The organism is uncultured Chitinophaga sp. (assembly GCF_902168175.1).
Classification (GTDB): domain Bacteria; phylum Bacteroidota; class Bacteroidia; order Chitinophagales; family Chitinophagaceae; genus Chitinophaga.
The window spans coordinates 340,377-358,301 of record NZ_CABHOU010000025.1 but is presented as its reverse complement, the minus strand read 5'-3'; the positions used below and the strand labels follow the sequence as shown (position 1 = coordinate 358,301).

Annotated in this window: 10 protein-coding genes; 3 read left to right on the top strand and 7 right to left on the bottom strand. The window is 47.8% G+C overall.

Features of this window, described 5'->3' with window-relative positions; translation table 11 throughout:
- Window positions 1-106: 106 nt before the first annotated feature.
- From QZT80_RS04875 to QZT80_RS04845, 7 genes are all read right to left on the bottom strand, one after another.
- Window positions 107-1,495, bottom strand: a complete 1,389-nt coding sequence (locus QZT80_RS04875) for a TlpA disulfide reductase family protein (RefSeq protein WP_295118480.1) — start codon at window positions 1,493-1,495, stop codon at window positions 107-109.
- Between the two features lie 27 nt (window positions 1,496-1,522).
- Complete coding sequence (locus QZT80_RS04870; RefSeq protein ID WP_295118477.1) at window positions 1,523-2,491, bottom strand: DUF1735 domain-containing protein; 969 nt, start codon at window positions 2,489-2,491, stop codon at window positions 1,523-1,525.
- A gap of 11 nt (window positions 2,492-2,502) precedes the next feature.
- On the bottom strand, window positions 2,503-3,933 hold the full coding sequence (locus QZT80_RS04865; RefSeq protein WP_295118474.1) for a RagB/SusD family nutrient uptake outer membrane protein: 1,431 nt from the start codon (window positions 3,931-3,933) through the stop codon (window positions 2,503-2,505).
- An 11-nt stretch (window positions 3,934-3,944) separates the two neighbouring features.
- Window positions 3,945-7,916 (bottom strand): SusC/RagA family TonB-linked outer membrane protein, encoded by a 3,972-nt coding sequence (locus QZT80_RS04860; RefSeq protein WP_295119244.1) that lies wholly within the window; start codon window positions 7,914-7,916, stop codon window positions 3,945-3,947.
- A gap of 390 nt (window positions 7,917-8,306) precedes the next feature.
- On the bottom strand, window positions 8,307-9,476 hold the full coding sequence (locus tag QZT80_RS04855; protein ID WP_295118471.1) for a FecR domain-containing protein: 1,170 nt from the start codon (window positions 9,474-9,476) through the stop codon (window positions 8,307-8,309).
- A 119-nt stretch (window positions 9,477-9,595) separates the two neighbouring features.
- A complete protein-coding gene (locus QZT80_RS04850; protein ID WP_295118468.1) occupies window positions 9,596-10,216 on the bottom strand; it encodes an RNA polymerase sigma-70 factor in 621 nt (206 codons plus the stop codon).
- Window positions 10,217-10,439: 223 nt separating this feature from the next.
- Window positions 10,440-11,132 carry a hypothetical protein gene (locus QZT80_RS04845; protein WP_295118465.1) on the bottom strand — a complete coding sequence of 231 codons (693 nt, stop codon included), beginning with the start codon at window positions 11,130-11,132 and terminating at the stop codon, window positions 10,440-10,442.
- Window positions 11,133-11,954: 822 nt separating this feature from the next.
- Between QZT80_RS04845 and QZT80_RS04840 the strand changes: the two genes are divergently transcribed.
- The 3 genes from QZT80_RS04840 to lepB all read left to right on the top strand — a co-directional run bounded on the left by QZT80_RS04840 (window position 11,955) and on the right by lepB (window position 17,848).
- Window positions 11,955-14,951: a SusC/RagA family TonB-linked outer membrane protein gene (locus tag QZT80_RS04840; protein WP_295118462.1), complete on the top strand. Its 2,997-nt coding sequence runs from the start codon at window positions 11,955-11,957 to the stop codon at window positions 14,949-14,951.
- A gap of 22 nt (window positions 14,952-14,973) precedes the next feature.
- A complete protein-coding gene (locus QZT80_RS04835) occupies window positions 14,974-16,662 on the top strand; it encodes a RagB/SusD family nutrient uptake outer membrane protein (protein ID WP_295118459.1) in 1,689 nt (562 codons plus the stop codon).
- A gap of 232 nt (window positions 16,663-16,894) precedes the next feature.
- Window positions 16,895-17,848: a signal peptidase I gene (gene lepB, locus QZT80_RS04830; protein WP_295118456.1), complete on the top strand. Its 954-nt coding sequence runs from the start codon at window positions 16,895-16,897 to the stop codon at window positions 17,846-17,848.
- Window positions 17,849-17,925 lie beyond the last annotated feature (77 nt).

The window sequence follows — 17,925 nt, the reverse complement described above, 5'->3', positions numbered from 1 at the left end:
ATAATTTATGTCAGGTTGCATTACAGTGATTTAATGCCAGGTCCCAAAGCACAAAAGCCGCTACAGATAAACTGCAGCGGCTTTCTTCTTTATTGGTTACTGTGGGTTAATTGCTTCCTTTGGCCATGTTAATCATGGCCGACAGCTCTTCTACGGCAGCTTCTTCGCCCCCCGTAAAGCCTGCCATTTTAAACCTGATCCTGCCATTTCCATCAATCACAAATTTGGCAGGGATGGCGGTTACTCCGTAATGCTCTGCTACCGATTTGCCTTCCGCAGGTTTCGGATCGAACAATACAGAAAAGTCGTACTTGTTAGACGTGATGTACTTCTTTACCAGTTCCTCGTAATCTTCCGCTCTTTCCCAGCAGTCGATGAACAGGAACTGTACTTTACCATCATTCTTAAACTTATCCTGCGCCTTTTTCATAGCAGGGAAAGAGGCTTTGCAGGGGCCACACCAGGTGGCCCAGAAGTCGAGTACTACTACTTTTCCTTTCAGGCTGGCCAGCGATACACTATTGCCGTTCAAATCCTTCAGTGCAAATGCAAGCGCCGGTTCGTCTATCATTTCTTTCGAAACCCTGGCTTTAGTTTCGGCTTTCATTTTGTTTTTAAGTCCCGCAACATAAGTTTCAAATCCACTCGTATTGCCGTTACGTAACTGGTAAATTTCCTGTAGTTCTTTCAGACTTACCTGGTTGGATTTGCCTGTAATTACCGACGTTTCGAGTTTTGCCTGTGCTTCCGGAAGTTTATTCAGGGCGCGGAGAATGCGGGCGTGCAGCAGGTAATAATCACCCTCACCACGGGCATTGTATCGTGCAGCTTCTTCCATATACACCAGGGCGGTATCATAATTCCCCTGACGGTACATCAGGTTGGCATACATAAGGTTGGAGTAAGGATAACCTACCGCTGCAAATTGCGCCTCATTGTCGCCGGGTTTGGGATTTACGAATGCGCGGCCGGTTTCTACAGCCTTTAAAACCAGTCCGGTAGCGGTGGCGGTATCGCCTTTTTTCAACAGCGCGTTCGCAATGATCATACGACCTTCTCCCGCCCAAAACGGGTATTCCATTTCGTCGGCATATTGTTTTGCCTTAGCGGAATTGCCCTCTGTAGCGTAGTGTGCGCCGATACCTGCACGCATGTAATCGTATACTACGAAGATGCCGGGAATGTTACGGATTGGATAGGCGTCAACGCATTGTTTAAAAAGCTGTTCTCTTTTAAGGACGTCTTTTTCCTGCTGCATCTTTTGTACCAACTCCGCACGCATCGCCTTACTCTGCGGGATGTTCTTTTTGGCAAAAGCAACAACAGAGTCGGCGGCAGCTTTGCGGCCTGCACTGTCATAAGCTTTGTATGCCAGTACAAAATGGCTTTCTTCTTTGCTGGTGGCCAGCGTTTTCATGTTTACCTGGGCGTGCGCTGTATGTCCGAAAAGTAACGCTGCGCCCATGGTCAGTAGCCCTGTAATCCTATTTTTCATGTTTCCGTATTTTATGATTGGATGATGTTATTGTACTGAAGTAATAATGGCGAACAGCACATTTTTGCTGGCCAGTATTTCCGTGGTCGTTAATCCAACGCCCTTGGGATCTTTTACTTTCAGTGCCATGATGTAAGTGCTGCCTACAGGGAATTTCGTAGGGTCGGGCCTGAATATGGGAGTGAAACCATTGGCCGATGACAGGGTGTTGGCATTGATCGTAGTTGAATCGGTACTGAAAACCCAGGAGCCTGCCGGGAATGGTTTGTAAGCCGTCTGGAATTTAGCGTTGTAAGCATCTGTAAGTTCCTGTGAGTTAACCGCTTCTATCGCATATTTAGACGTACTGGCGATAGCCGATTCCAGGTTTACCCTGATCAGTGGCGAGGGCATTTGTGGAACAACGGAAATGGCCGTGAGCACAATGTTATTCCTACCGGTAGATGCCGAAGAGATGTAGGCATTGGTGATGGTTACATTGTATTTCACGAACATAATGCGGGCCTTCAGCAGGTTGGCAGATTTGCTTTCCAGCACCACCGGTACCACGTAACGGTAATTACCGGGCGCAAATGTTGCCGCTGTACCCGGCAAAATGCCGATCGAATCTGCCGATTTGTAATGTCCGGCTTTGATAATACACCTGCCATTGTTCGCCAATGTAAAAAGGCCGTTCGTTATGGCGGGTGAAGTAGTATGATAAAGACTATCGTAGATGCGCAGCAGTGCAGGATTGGTATCTATTCTTGCTGTTACTTCCACGTCTTTTCCGCTTAAGTTCTTCAGGATGGGGAAGAAGGCACCTGGTTTACTGCCTTCGAATAACAGTTTACCGTCCGACACTACCGCCGCACCATCGCCGGTTGGCAGTATGTTGGTGGACGAAAGACTTTTTACCACATCGAAGTCAAGCCCCGTATCATCGTCTTTGCTGCACGATACCATCGCTGTGCAAAACAGCAGCATGGCGAGCAACGTATATTTATAAGTATACATGAATAATTTTTTTAGCGTTCGTTGGGAATAATTAAGGGATTGTTGGCGATGATGCTTGGCTGGAACGGGAACAGGTATCGTGGTGAACCGGCGGGCAGCGTAGCGATTACATTGCCGGTTACATCGGATTTCCTTACCAGGTCTTTTTTGAAGGCAGTTTCCAGGTTTAACCTCTTAAGGTCAAAGGTGCGGGTGCCACCGCGCATGAACAGTTCTCTTCTTCTTTCATCAAGAACAGCTTTCAACGCATCTTCGTCATTGGTGTAAGTAAGCGCTGCATAGTCCGCCGTTTTAAAACGTTTCAGGCGCAGCTGGTTCAGCAGGGTTATTGCATCACTGCCGCCATTATCCCGGGCTAAACATTCCGCTCTGATCAACATCATTTCCGGTACGCCAATGCTATAGTTGAACTGCATGCCTGCGCTGGCGTAAATCATGTAACTGTAGCGGGTGTTGGTGGTTAGCTTGTAGAAATTATATAAAAAGCGGAGGTCTTTTGTACCCAGTAGTGTGCTTAGGTCGTCGCTGATCAGCGGCGTAGCTTTAAAAGTAGAGAAATAGGTATAGTCGATGCATACTTTCGCGAACAAGACTTCCGGGTTATTGGTCTGGTCTCTCAGTAGCATAGGTTTGTTAATCACACCTGCTGCGGGCGTAGGTGGGTTTACAAATGAAAAGGTATTGAAATCGAGAATGGCAGATCTGATAGCCAGGGCCGCCCCGGCCGTTTCCTGTGCTTTGGCATAGTTGCCTGCATACAGGTAAGTTTTGGCCAACATGGCCAACGCAGCCGCTTTACCGGGATGGATAACGTCCACACCAAAGTCGGGCAGATTGCTTGTATTCACGGCATCTTCCAGGTCTTTTACAATTTGATCATATACTGCTTTAACAGTAGCACGTGCCGGTTTAAGCGATGCATCGGGTGCCAGCACCAGTGGTACGGCGAGGTCGGTAGCAGCGGTAGCGGCCTGGTAGGCTGGTCCGTAAAGATTCAGTAGCTGATAGTAGTAGTAGGCCCTGTTTATTTTTGCCTGGGCGCTGATGAGGCTTTTCTGGGCGGGAGTGCCATCATTGGTTTCATTGATATAGTTGAGAATGATGTTCATCTGCAGTATCCACTTATAGGCGCTGTTATAAACCGGATCAACATCGGCTACTTCCCATACAGTAGGGCCCCAGATATGGGCCTTTGTGAAATAGGAGTTGGGATTTAGCTCGGTGAGCAGGCGCTCGGGAATCATTATGTCGTCGCTTACAAGATCGGCGATCACGAAGTTTGGTTCGCCCATGCCGCTGCTGTTCAGCATTTCCTGCAAATCGGCTACTTTGTAAAGGTTAGCCTGGTTGGTGTCTGGCCGCACGCCCAGGAATTTTTCGCAACCGGTAGCGAGTGTGGCTACCAGTACAAGGCATATTGCGGGTAATGAAAATATCTTCATAAATAATTTTTTTAGAGATTCAAATTCACACTTAACGCATACTGGACAGGCTGTTTGTAACCTACAAGACCGTTGTTGGATACAATCGTAGGATCTATCCCATATTTGTTGCGCGCCCACACTGCCACATTACGTACCTGCGCTGAAATGGTGAGACCTTTTACCTGTTTGTTTTTCAACATAGTAGCCGGGGCCGACCAGCCAAACTGTATTTCTCTCAATTGGAGATTGTCGGCAGGTTCAATTGTGTTGGTGGAGTTTTGTATCACCAGCGATCTTGAAATACTCCCCGCTGCCATTACCGGAACATCGGTAAATGCCTCGTCGCCTGCCTGCTTCCAGCGTTTGGAGATGAGTTCGTGTTTGTCCAGTATGCCGGACGGCGCGGGTGTATACACCCTGAACACATGCCCCATACTTAACATGGCGCGGGCGCTGAAGAAGAAATTTTTGTATTCCAGGTTCTGGATAATTGCACCTGTCCATGGAGCCCGCAGCCTGCCGCTGTAAACGAGGCTGGCGGAATCGGGCATGGCGGCTTTTTCTTTTTTACTGTTATATACCTGCGGATTGCCAGTAGCGTCCAGTCCTGCCCAGTTGTAACTCCATATGTTATCGGTAGCATAACCATCGCGGGTAGCGGTCAGGTAATCCCGCGTCATAGAGAAATTAACATTGGGGGCATTCAGCGATTCGTTCACATTGTACGCACCGTTCAGGTTCATCATCCACAGAAAGTTTTTATTATCGATGATTTTCGTCATCAATGCCATTTCCACCCCCTTGTTCAACATCTTGCTATAGTTAGGTTGCGCGCCAAGGCCTGTGGCCGGATCGGTAGGGAAGGTGCCATACGCAATGCCGGTACGGGTACTGCGGTAAAAGTTGATATCGAAAGTAAAACGATCTTTCAGGATACCTATTCTGCCATGTGCCTCCTGGTTTTGTTGATGGGCAGGCAGTAATTCGAAGTTAGTTACACTGATCATACTGTAACCGCCACCGGCTTTAGGCGTGTTGGTGGACATCATGAGGGCAAGGCCCTGGTAAGGACTGATGTCGGCCACGGTTACGTCGAGAGACAGGCTGCTGATCGTTTTGGAGCGGAAGAAGCGCTCCCTGGTAATATCCCAGTTAAGTCCGCCGGATAATTGGTCGCCGCCCTGTGAAGGATGGTTGTACCGCACATTGAATGTAATGCGTTCGCCTGACAGGCCTACCTGGTACTGGCCGCCGATATTGGTACTTACCTGCCCGTTCAGTTGCGCAGGTGTAAAAGCAGATACGAATATGCTGTTAGTGTTCCAGAGTGTCTGTAAAGTCCGGGTGGCCGATAAGGTGGCCGGTAATTCGGGCAACCGCACCTGCTCGAACAGTGCAGACAGTTTCATAGAATTGATCCAGGGAATATGGAAGAAGGATTCACGATGCATATTCCAGGTGCCGGTAGCGGAATAATCCGTAAGACTGGCGTATGATTCGCTTCCGCCGCTAATTGGCAGGAATACAGAAGCATACCCCGTATTAAACTCGTATTTGTCTTTGTATGAATAAGTAAAGTTGCCGTTAAAAGACGTGTTCCGCGAAATGGTTTCGGCGGGCATGCTGCGCAGCAGTAATTCCAGCGGATAAACCGCTCTTCCCAGGTAGTTAGATAAAGATGTTTGACCAGTATACATGATGGGGAGGCCCGTACCTGTAGTCTTATTGTAACCGTAGAGCGTAGTGTCCGGGTTGATAGTAGTTTTTTCACTACCCGCGCCCATACCCGCACCTGCAAGAATGGTATGATTGCCCAGCTTCAGTTTGTAAGTCAGGCCCGAACGAACGTTCCATACTTCGGAGTTGCTCGAAGACCTGCGCATGATGTCGCCAGGCGGTACATAAAAGTCGATTACATTGCCTGATGCAGCGTTACGTACAATACCATATTCGTTGATCTTTCTTCTCGCGGTACTCGAACGGATACCATCCCAGTTCTCGCTGCTGTTGTGCTTTGGATTATACTGTACCGAAGTAGACCATTGCAGGTTTTTAGCGAGGTCCCATTGTACGTTCAGTCTTGAGTTAAAGCCGGATATCTTTGTTTTGATCGAACTGTTTAGCTGATCTTCTATCGGGTTAATACCATAATTGAAGAAGCCGAGTTGCTGCATGGTGTTATTCAGTTCCGGGCTTACTTCATAATTGTTGTAAACATAACTGCCGTCTTTATCTACCAGCATTTCATACGGGTCCATACTGGAAATAGAAGTAGCGCCAGGGTCTTTAGAAGTACTGTTAATTGTGTTTACATCGAGGCTGGCAACGAGCTTTCCTTTGAACAGCCTAAGGTCGTTTTTAATGTTCAGCAACAAGTCTTCCGCATGGCTGCCCCTTGCGGAGTTTTTACCGTACCTGTAGGTGCCGCTTACATTAAACCGGTAAGCATTACTGCCGCCCATTACAGACAGCGTGTGGTTGTGCGAGAAAATATCCTGTTGCAGGTTACGTAGCTGGCCGCGGTTAGAGAGCAGCGACATGGAATCCCATTGTTGCTGGAAAACGCTTTGTGACAGTGTGCCTTTACCGAGGTAATACAACATCCTTTGGGCGGGTGTAAGCATGTTTACATTCGCCGTTTGCAGATAGCCTGCGAGTCCTTTATCGTAACCTTCCTTATAGTAATCCAGTATCTCTTTGCTGGAAGCCAGTTGCATCGCTCCATTACTATTATCGGGTCGTTCCGAGTAAAAGAGGTTAGTGCTATAGTTGATCTGTAGTTTACCAGGTTGTGCGCCAGTGGTTGTGATCATGATAATACCACCTGCTGCTTTTGGCCCCCATTTCACACATTCCGCGGGGTCCCTTATAATCCGTATCGATTCTACGTTATTCATCGGGTAATCGGCCGGGAAGTTATCCTGCGGAAAGCCGTCGATCACCACTAACAGGCCCGATTGCCCACCGGTAAAGCCACTGGCCCCACGCAGTTCCGGTATAACGCCGCTGTTTGTGGTCTGAGTGGTATAGTTCACGCGCTGCTGGGGGATAGTACTACCGCCTGGCGTATAGGCCTGGTTCGACATGTCGTAGTAAAACTTCAGGTAGCTTTCGTAAGTTGGGTATTGCGACATATCCAGGCCATTGCGTTTAAACCGCTCATATTGTTCTTCCAGGTCGTTGCCATTCAGGAACAGGTCGTGCGTGGTCGTGATCTCTGTTTTGAGCGTGAGGCCCGGTACACTGCCTTCCAGTAACTGTGATAACGTTTGGTGGCGGCGGTTCTTCATTTCAACCGGCACCCCGGCCGCTCTTTTTGATACCACTTCTGCTTTGTCCAGTTCGTTGATGCTGGCCTGCAGTTTTATCGAAAGCGTAACATTATTGCCTGCGGTGGCTTTTATATCACCCGCCTGCACCTTATCCATTGCATACGCCGTATACCCGGTAGCAGACGTGCGGATACCGATAGTAACCGGTTTAAAGCCGATGCTGGATACCAGCAGTACAGCATTATCCGGAATACCTTCCAGCGAAAAGTAGCCCTTGGCATTCGTCACCGTGCCCTGGTTGGTTCCTTTTACCCTTATGGATGCCCCGCTCACCGGTTCGCCAGCATAAGTTTCAATGGTGCCATAAACGAAAGCCGGCGCCAGCGGTGCTGCCTCTTCGGCAGCAGCTTTCAGCAGCGCCGGTACTATCGGTTTACTTTTAGGTATGATGGAAATCGTTTTGCTGGTTATTTCATAAGCCAGCGGCTGATCTTTAAGAATAATATCGAGAAACGCCTGTAGCGGCATATCGTTCACATTAAACGAAACATTTTTTGCAGCATTCATCGTTTCTGCTTCAAAAAACACATGGTAGCCCGTTTGTTGCTTGATGGCAGAAAATACCTTTTTCAGCTGCATGTTTTTACCGGACAGCGTAACCGATTGCGCCGAGCCGGATGCGTACACGTTCATTAAAACTACCGTAAGGAGAAATACAGTCAATTTCATCACCAGCATTAATTTTTTGAAAGTGTTGCCTGGAGCAGTTGTTTGTAGCCTCCATGGCGTCACTAACATGATTTTGGTTTCTGGCTGGCGTCCGCATTGCCGGTGATAGGGCATGGCAATGCCGCGTCCAGACCAATTCGCAGTTTTTTGCATAAATTGCAATTGATTTGGTTGTTAAATAATGAGTGACACTAAATCGATCTGCCGTCACGGGAGCGAACCGTGGCGGTTTCTTTTTACCGGTTTATGTTAGCATAAAAGCCAGTATTTCGTTGCCGGGAGTGGCTGGTAAAAATTTTAGAAGCGTTTGGTAAGCCGGTACAGGCAATACATCGTTGTTTGGCCCGGTTGGGAGGCCATCATCCACATTATGCATATCTATTGTCTTTACTATTTTATAATGACAAGCTTTCTGTTCTCTTCTATCCTGAATTTCAGTTTGGTTTTGCCCAGTATTTTTAATAATTCTGATAAACTTACATTACGGTCTATTTCTCCCCCAAATTGTATATCGGGTATACCGTTCTCATAAACCACCTCGATATCGTACCAGCGCTCAAGCACACGCATGGCCTCATCCAGGCTTAAATTGTCAAAGTTGAAAGCGCCATTTTTCCAGGCCATTACCTTATCTGTATCTACAGCATCGCTAACCAGAATATCAGGTTGGCCGCCGCCTGGCGTAATTTGTGACTGCTGCCCGGGCTTAAGTGTTACGCCTTTTGATGAGTAGGCAGCAACGGTAGACACCCTTATGCTGCCCTGCAGTAAGGTAGTTTCTATATGTTGTTCGTTTTCGTAGGCATTTACATTAAAATGGGTGCCCAGTACATCGATTTCTTCTTTATTATTTACAGATACCCTGAATGGTTGTTGTGCATTTTGTGCCACTTCGAAATATACCTCCCCGTTTACCTGCACCCGACGGTCTTTGCCAGCAAAAAAAGTAGGGTAACGGATGGAACTCGCTGCATTCAGCCACACGATAGTACCATCAGGTAATGTTACCCGGAACTGCCGGCCTTTAGGCGTGCTGATAGTATTGTATTGCATTTCGCCATTGGGCTGTCCGCTGGCGTTGTACTGTAATTGCCCGTTGCTGAGCATTACCTGTGTACCCGTTTGCTGTGCTACCAGCCCGTTTTTAAGGCTGTCCAGCACAATCTCCGAGCCATCGGCCAGGGTAAGGATAGCGCCATTTTTACCTGGTTGTATATCCGTGCCTTTTGTGGCTATCGATGGTGTAAGGTTTTCGGTGGTGCGGGCCGACCAGTAATATATGCCTGCTGCCATCAGTAACAGTACAGAAGCGGCAGCCCAATAAATACGTTTGGTACGGATACGGCGCACCGGTGTTTCCGTTGCGGGGTGCATGCGGGCCTGCAACATTTGATGAAGGCGTGCTGCCCGTTCGGGCGGTTCGGCCGTAGTGTACTCGCCGGACAGGTAGCTTTCTTCTAATACGGCTTCCACATCGGCCCTTTGCTCCGGATCGTTCGTGTATTGTTGCAAAAGCAGGCGTTCCGGCTCCGAAAGGCTATCGGAAGCATACTTTTCCATCAATTCTCTGAGCTTGTTTATTTCCATATGAATAGTGCGGGCCGGTCCGCTTAATCTGTCCTGTTATTAAAGACGCAGAAAAAAGGCGGCCAAACAGGGTAAGTGAAAAATATTTTTTATCAGGATAAAAGAAAAGTAACCAGGTAGGCCAGCAGCGGGGCCGTACGCGAATAAAAAAAGTGGCGCAGGGTATTTAGGGCCCCTACGATATGAAAATTCACCGTGCGTTTCGAAATGCCCATGATCGCTGCAATTTCATCATACGTTTTGCCCTCGTGGCGGCTAAGCGTAAAGGCAGTACGCTGCTGTGGGGATAAAGCCGCAATACCCTTTTCCAGCATCACCTGCACTTCTTTGAACTCCAGGTGTTTGTCGGGCCCCATGCCATGTGTTGCCCACTGCGTGAGGTCCATATCGGTAACCGGCTGCTCCAGCCGTTTACGCATGGCCGAAATAACCTGGTTGCGCGAAAGAATGAACAGGTAACCCGGGAAATGATCGACCTCGGGCAGCCGTTCGCGGTTGTCCCAGATCTTCATAAATATGTCGAGTACAAGTTCCTCCGCAAACTCGGGAGATTTGGCGTAGGTAAGGGCATGCAGGTAAACGCCGTTACGGTGCCGCTCAAAAAGTTGATTGAATGCCGCTTCGTTTCCGGCTGCTACCTGTTTTAGCAGCGCTTTTTCTTCATATGATTGATTTGCAGGCAATAATAGATGGCTGGTTGATATGTTCCGCAAGCTATAAAATTTTAGCCGGAATTCTAAGGAAGGGATAGATGGGGTGCCGTGAGGGGAGGGGCAAAAAGTTTAACCGCTGGTTAAACCGGTTTAATGAACGGTGAAGCTGGTTTAACCGCTGGTTAAGAGGTTAATGAATGGCGAAGCCTTTTTCTGGGGTAATCTTAAAAGAGGAAAGAGGAACAACTCCTCCTTCCTCCTTTATAAAAACGCTGGTACCAGCCTAAAAGTTATTTACAGCAAACGCCTTCAGTGCAGCCGGCTGTTTATTGATCACATCCCCCGTAAATACTAATGTGTAATTACGACCGATGGTATAGTTCCAGGTAAAAGTAACCAGCAGACTGTCGTTGGCTTTATTACGCAATTCCAGGATGCGGCTGTTGCCTGTTGCCCTTACAGGGTAGGTTTTAAAGATGCTGGTCTGTTTGTAACTTACATCCGCAAATTCTTTATCCGTAGCGCCTTTCACGTTAACGGTAACAGTCTGGCTGGCGGGCGAAACATGTACTATACGAAGTCCTGCACTGCTGTCGGTATACAGCGGTACGGTTTCCCGGGTAAACAGCGTATCGGGCCTGGTGGTGTCGCCAATCAGGTAAAAAGTGTTGATGCTGCCTGGTAACAGGTTTACCGAGCCGCTGAACAATGGCCTGGTAGTATCGCTGTTTTGTACTACGTACAGCGGCGAAAGGCCCGGATTAACAGTGTACTGGAAACTGGCGCTGTAAGCTACGGTTTTTACACCGCCATAATTTACAGGGCCGGGCGTAAAGGTGGCGATGGAGGGCCTCGCCGTAGCCATTACATTCACAAAGGTAAAGGAGGCCGGCGCTTTCACATCGTCGCTGTCGCCGCAGGCAATAAAGAAAAACGCGAGCCCGGCAATGGCCGGAAACATTTTAGACATTCTCATGAATCGATCTGGTTGAGTTTTTTGATAAATACATTGCCTGTATAGGCCTGACGGCTTACTGACTTACTTATAGAATACGCAAAAACGAATTGGTACTATCCGGCAGGCAAACTTTTTTTATTATCAGCCGTTCCTGTAATGCTGCTTTGAAAAGTCGGTGGCATTTTGTAACTTTCTTTCACAACGCACGAGGAAATACATCCTTTTAGCCACAAGACGGGCAAGTTCATGATTGATATTTTTTAACCAGTAGCTTGATAATTTGAAATTATTTCCGATATTCACGAAGTATTCCACGTCAGTCAACAGCGTATTAAACCCAAATTGATACGCGCATTTTTAACCAGAATTAAAATCACAACACTTTCAAACTAAATTGTCAACGCGCCATTTCAAAAACTCTAAGTAACAGGAACAGATGAAAAACCGGTTTAGCCTTCTGGTATAAAGGATTGTAGCAGTGAGTATTACCATTGTAGCTAAAGCATAAGCAATGGATTTATGAGAAAAAAAGACAGAGATACCCCCGGCAGGATTGCGTAGAAGTTCCGCACCAGCAGGCTTACCCAGTAGTGTAATGGAAATCCCATGACTAAACTTATTGCATTCACGTATGAAACAAACACACAAGCAGTCAACGCTATGCCGTAACCTTTTTCCGCCTGCCCGGCTCCACCGGTGTACAGGCCGAACGCCAGGTTAATGGTTTAATGCATCATTGACAATACCTTTCACTCAACCACGAACGCACAGCCCATCTGTGTGAACAGCTTCGTATTGCCTGAACAAAAATCATTTCCACTCAACCAAAAATAGATCATCATGAAAAAATCAGTTTACTCCCCCATGCGGACGCTGGACTGTTTGCTAAAACGATTTATAACTAGCGTTTTAGCTAAAAGAGCATTGTTCGCTGCCCTCCTTTTATTATGCTGTACGGCCGCATTCGCCCAATCGAGGCAGGTATCCGGCACTGTTAAAGATGCCAAAGGTGAGGGCCTGTTTAATGTGAGCGTTCGCATAAAAGGCACCACTACCGGTACCTTTTCAGACGCACAGGGCAAATTCAAATTATCGGTGCCCGATAATAGCGCCGTACTGGTCGTTACCTACCTCGGTTACGAAACAAAAGAAGTAACGGTGGGGGAGGCAGCAGACCTTTCCATCGACCTGAAAGAATCTGTTAGCCAGCTTACGGATGTTGTGGTGGTGGGCTATGGTTCTGTACAAAAAAAGAACCTCACCAATGCGGTTACCTCTATTAGCAGCAAAGACTTCATCCAGGGCGGGTTTAATAGTCCGCTGGCGCAGATAGAAGGTAAGGTTGCCGGCGTGGCCGTATCTAACACCGCAGCGGCGGACCCGAACAGCGGCGCTACTATCCAGGTACGCGGTGTTGGCTCTATTGGTGCGGGTTTTGAACCATTGATCGTTATTGATGGTATGCCAGGCGGCGATATCCGCAACATCGCTCAACAGGACATTGAATCAATCAACGTTTTGAAAGATGCATCAGCGGCGGCGATTTATGGCTCACGTGGCGCTAACGGCGTTATCCTCATTCAAACTAAAAAAGGTAAAGCCGGAAAAGTGAGCCTTACTTACGACAGTTACGCTGAGCATGATGCCATTGCGGCCAGACCTGAAATTCTTTCTGCCGAAGAGTTTCTTGCCAAAAACCGGGATACCGACCGGGGTGCAAGGGTAGACTGGTATGATGAACTCATTCGCAAAGACAACTTCGGCGTAAACCATTTCCTTACCGTTGGTGGCGGTAGCGAAAACAGTATTTTCCGTCTTTCCGGCAACTTCCGTACTAAGGACGGTATCGATATCGCTACTTCACGCCGGGAGTATGGTTACCGTGCTAACTTCCAGCAGCGTGTTTTAGACGGTTTGCTGGAGTTTTCGGGCAATCTTTCCCAAAGAGTTACCAAAGAGGAATATACCAACTACGATGCCTTTAAAATGGCTATAAAACTTAACCCTACCCTCCCCATCATGGACCCCACTAATCCGCTGATGTATAATACGCTGCAGGGCTTTGATACCTATAACCCGGTACAGAACCTGAAAGCCAGGGAAAACGGCGCCGATCAGAAGTATTCTATCATGGACCTTAACGTGAAACTGAACATCCTCAAAAACCTGAATACAGAACTGAAACTTGCCAGGCAGGGACACGAACGTATGGGCCGCGAATACTATACCTCTAAATCGGCCGAATCGATCCAGAACAGTCGTGTAGGCCGTGGCCGCCTGCAAAACGAAACCTGGACGGATTACACGCTGGAGTGGCTCGGCAATTACAACCAGCGTTTCGGCAAGCACGATCTTTCTGTAATGGCCGGTTACAGCTACCAGGAATTTAACAACCAGGGTTTCTGGGCAGAAAACATGGACTTTATTTCTGATGCCTTTAAATACAACAACCTTGACGCAGGTAACTGGAACAACAAAGAAGGTCGCCTGGGTATGGATTCGTGGAAGAGCAAAGAGAAAATTGCCGCTTTCCTCGGTCGTGTAAGTTATAATTACGATAATACTTACTTCCTCACCGGCTCGCTGCGTTATGAAGGTAACGGCAAGTTTGGTGTAGACAACCGTTGGGGGTTGTTCCCTGCCGTATCCGCAGCCTGGCGTGTTTCCAACATGGGCTTCCTGAAAGGCAATAGCGCGGTGAATGAATTAAAAGTGCGTTTCTCTTATGGTTCTGCCGGCCGCTCTGGTTTCCCACGTTACACTTCCCTGGCCAAGTATACTGCTTATGGCCGCTACCTCAACGATATGGGGCAGTGGATAAGGGTGTATGGGCCGGGTAACAACTTCAACCCTAACCTGCAGTGGGAGCAGGCTATCGCTTATAACCTGGGTATCGATTTCGCGTTCTTTAATAACAAACTTTCCGGTAGCATCGACCTGTTCGATCGGCAGAGTAAAGAGTTGCTCGATAACTACGATGTGCCTGTGGGCGCGTTCCTGCACGAGCAGATGTTCGTGAACGTGGGAACTTCCAGCACCAAGGGTATAGAGCTTACCGTGAACTACAACGTAGTGGATAATGGCGACTTCCGTTACACTACAAATGTTACAGGTTCTTACCTGAAATCTAAACTGGTGTCATGGTCGGATGATACGTATACTGGTAACATCCGTTACCTGCAGGACCTTCCTTCTCCCGGTAACCCTGGCCCGGCTTATCGCCTGGAACCTGGTGTGGAACTGGGCAGCTTCTGGGGTTATAAATATGCGGGCGTTAACGATGAGGGTAAAATCATGGTTTGGAAAGATGGTATCGTAGGTAAGGAAAAGATCCTTGGTTCTACTGCCAGCTCGGGTACCGACAAAGCTTATATTGGTAACGGTGCGCCGCATTATGAACTTTCATGGGGCAATACCTTCCAGTACAAAACCATCGATCTGTCGCTTTACTTCCGCGGGCGTTTCGATTACGATATCATGAACCTTTACCAGATGTACTATGGCCTGCAGGCCGAGCCGGGTATTAACCTGCTGAAAGATGCGTATGGCCGCAACGGTCAGATTACTTCCACCAAACTGATCACCGACTACTTCCTGGAAAAAGGCGATTACTTCAAACTGGATAACATCACATTGGGTTGGTCGCCGAAGCTGCCTGTCAAACAGGTAAACAGCTTCAGGATTTATGGCGCTGTGCGCAACGTATTCACCATCACCAAATTTACGGGTCTGGACCCTACACAGGTGGGTATTACCGGCTTAACGCCCGGTTATGGCAACCTGGATGTATATCCTATTACCCGCACATTCACGCTTGGTGCGCAGGTTAATTTCTAGTATCAACTTAAAAACTACAGACATGAACATAAAGAAAATATGCGGCCTGCTCCTTTGCTCGATACTGGGCACTTCGGCCTGTACGAACCTGGACGAGGAGCCTTTCGATATATTGCCGTCAAGCACCTATTACCAGGATAAAAACTCCATTATTGCTGCCGTGGTACGCCCCTACGAACATGGTCACTGGTGTGGCTGGGATGGCGACCGCTGGATATTAAGCGAACTGACTGCCGATAACTTTGTGTGGACGCAGAAAGGTAAACACGGTTACGATGGTGGCGACTGGATACGCATGCACGGTCATACCTGGAACGTAGACGATGGTCATATTAACGGCGGATGGGTTGGTCCGTACCAGGGGATTGGTCAGTGTAACGTGGTGATAAAAGATATCACAACACTTGACTATCCTAAGTTTGGTTTCACGGAGGCCGACAAAGCCCAGCACATTGCGGAGTTGAGAACGTTGCGTGCATGGTTCTACCTGTTCCTCATCGACTTCTTCCGCACGGTGCCTATTTACAAAGATCCGCAAAAGCTGGAGGCACAAAGCACTCCCCAGGAAGTGTTTGCGTACATAGAAACAGAGTTGAAAGAATCGTTACCTGGTCTTCCTAAAAACGGTAAGGTAAGCCGTTGGGACCAGGGCAGCGCTGCAGCACTGCTGGTGCGCCTTTACCTGAACGCTGAAAAATGGACAGGCACGCCAAGGTATACCGATTGTGCCACTGTTGCGCAGGACATCATCAGCGGCAAGTACGGTACTTATTCACTGGATGCCGATTACCGCGGCCCATTCCGCTCTGGTATTAAAGGTTACCGCTCGCCCGAAAATCTGTTTGAGTTTGCCCATGCGAAAAACACTTACGAAATGGGCTGGATGTACAATGCCACTATGCACTACCAGGCCCGTTATTCGCTGGATAACGACTGGGGTGGCTGGAACGGTATTCATCTTACCCCTTCGCGCGATGTGGATGGTAACCTGATGGCTTACAAGCTGGGCATGCCTTACGAACGTTACGAGGCTACAGACAAACGTAAGCAGCCATTTAAAACCACCGATGCAAGCGGCACTTACGAGGGCTTCTTCCTGATCGGCCAGCAGTATGAGTTTAACTATGCTGCCGGTTTTGGGTTTGATAGCACCAAAACGGTAAAAGGTTCAGAAGAGTATAATGGTAAACCACTGGCTTATGTAGACATGGTAGGCCGTTTTTCCGAAAAGCCCGGTGGTCGATGGTCCGAAGGCTCGCATGTAAATACAGGCGAAGAAAATTCAGGCCCGAGGCTGATGAAGTTCCCATGGTTACCGATGACCAAAGAGTTGTTTATGTTTAACTCAGTAGCAGAAATCAGGCTGGCAGAAATATACTATTCATTGGCCGAATGTCAGTATCGTGCGGGCGACAAAGCCAGTGCTGCTGCCAATCTTGATGCCGTGCGCAAACGCAACTTCCCCGATGCTGCCTGGGCTGCCACCAGTTACGTAAACAACCTCGCCAAACTAACCGACGACGAGTTCGTAATAGAACTTGGCCGCGAATTTATAGGCGAACGTCACCGCCGCACCGATCTTGTACGCTGGGACCGTTTCGGCAGCGAGTGGTGGGATAAACCAACCGATGCTAAAGACAGAAGCGTATTTCCAATTCCTCAAAGAGCCCTCAACGCCAACAAATTACTCAAACCCAATGGGTATGAGTGATGAGCGAAGGTTGGTTGATAAATGGGAGCAGCTGGCGAAAGCCGGCTGCTTTTTTTTGTTCACCAGCATTTTTTCTTATGAAGAGTGAAATAGCGTTAAGCCGATTGTTAATCCGTATAAGATTTACAGCATACAGCTTGTCAGGCTGTGTTTGTTTCTTCAGCCTCAGCGAAAAAATATGCAGTGCCAGGAAATTTCTTTTCTATCTTGCAGCTACCCTTAAATACCTACTATGTCCGTTACCAATATTGATCTCGGGGAATTAGACCGAAAGAACAAACCGCGAAACCCATTGATCGCATTTTTGCTCGGATTTTTGCCAGGCCTTGGCCAGCTTTACAACGGACAATTGAAAAAGGCGGTTTTTTATTTCGTAGGATACTATACCTGCTTAATTATTGCAGGCCTCTGCGGAACGGCTTTTACATTTTATGGCTTCATAATTTTAACCTTAGTTGACACCAGTTTTCGTCTTTTTTTGATGATAGAGGCCGCCGTAACCGCTTCTAAAAGGCAGATTAAATATGAGCCTAAGCCATTTAATACCTGGTATTATCACCTGTTGGCCGCATTTGGTGTGATGTTGGTATGGGGTGCTAATAACTTTTTTAACGTTTTGGGTGTCAGTACATTTATCATTCCTAGTCCATCCAGTGAACCAACGTTGCTTGTAGGCGATAGAATTGTTGTAAACACACGTGCATATAACAATGAGGATATAGCGTATGGCGACATGGTAGTATACATACACAATGGCCATTACGTTATTCATCGTGTAATAGGTTTGCCGGGCGATGAGTTGGACATCCTGGCCAACAACCCTGTTATCAACGGCAGGGTTTGTGCTGAAAAGCTGGTGAGTGAGGTAACACACAAGGAGGGGGAGTTTGATCCTGGAGATGAATTTGGCAGTCCCATAAAAAAACAGCTTTTTACGCAGGTACTACCAAACGGTCATAGTTATAGCGTGTACAAAACGCCAAGAATACTAGATACTTCTTTTCATACCATGAAGGGGATCAGGGTGCCGGCGGGTCACTATTTTATTATGGGCGATAATCGCGATAATGCCCTGGATAGCCGCTATGAAGGTCCGGTGCCAAAGGATTCCATTGTAGGCAAAGCGCTATTTACATATTGGGGAAAAACGAGAGGTCGTATCAATATAGACCTGACGAACCAGTAAACAAGTATTGGCGTAATGCGAAAATCCGGTTGAATAACGCCGATGAATAAACGATTACTAATATCAGCGTTATAATG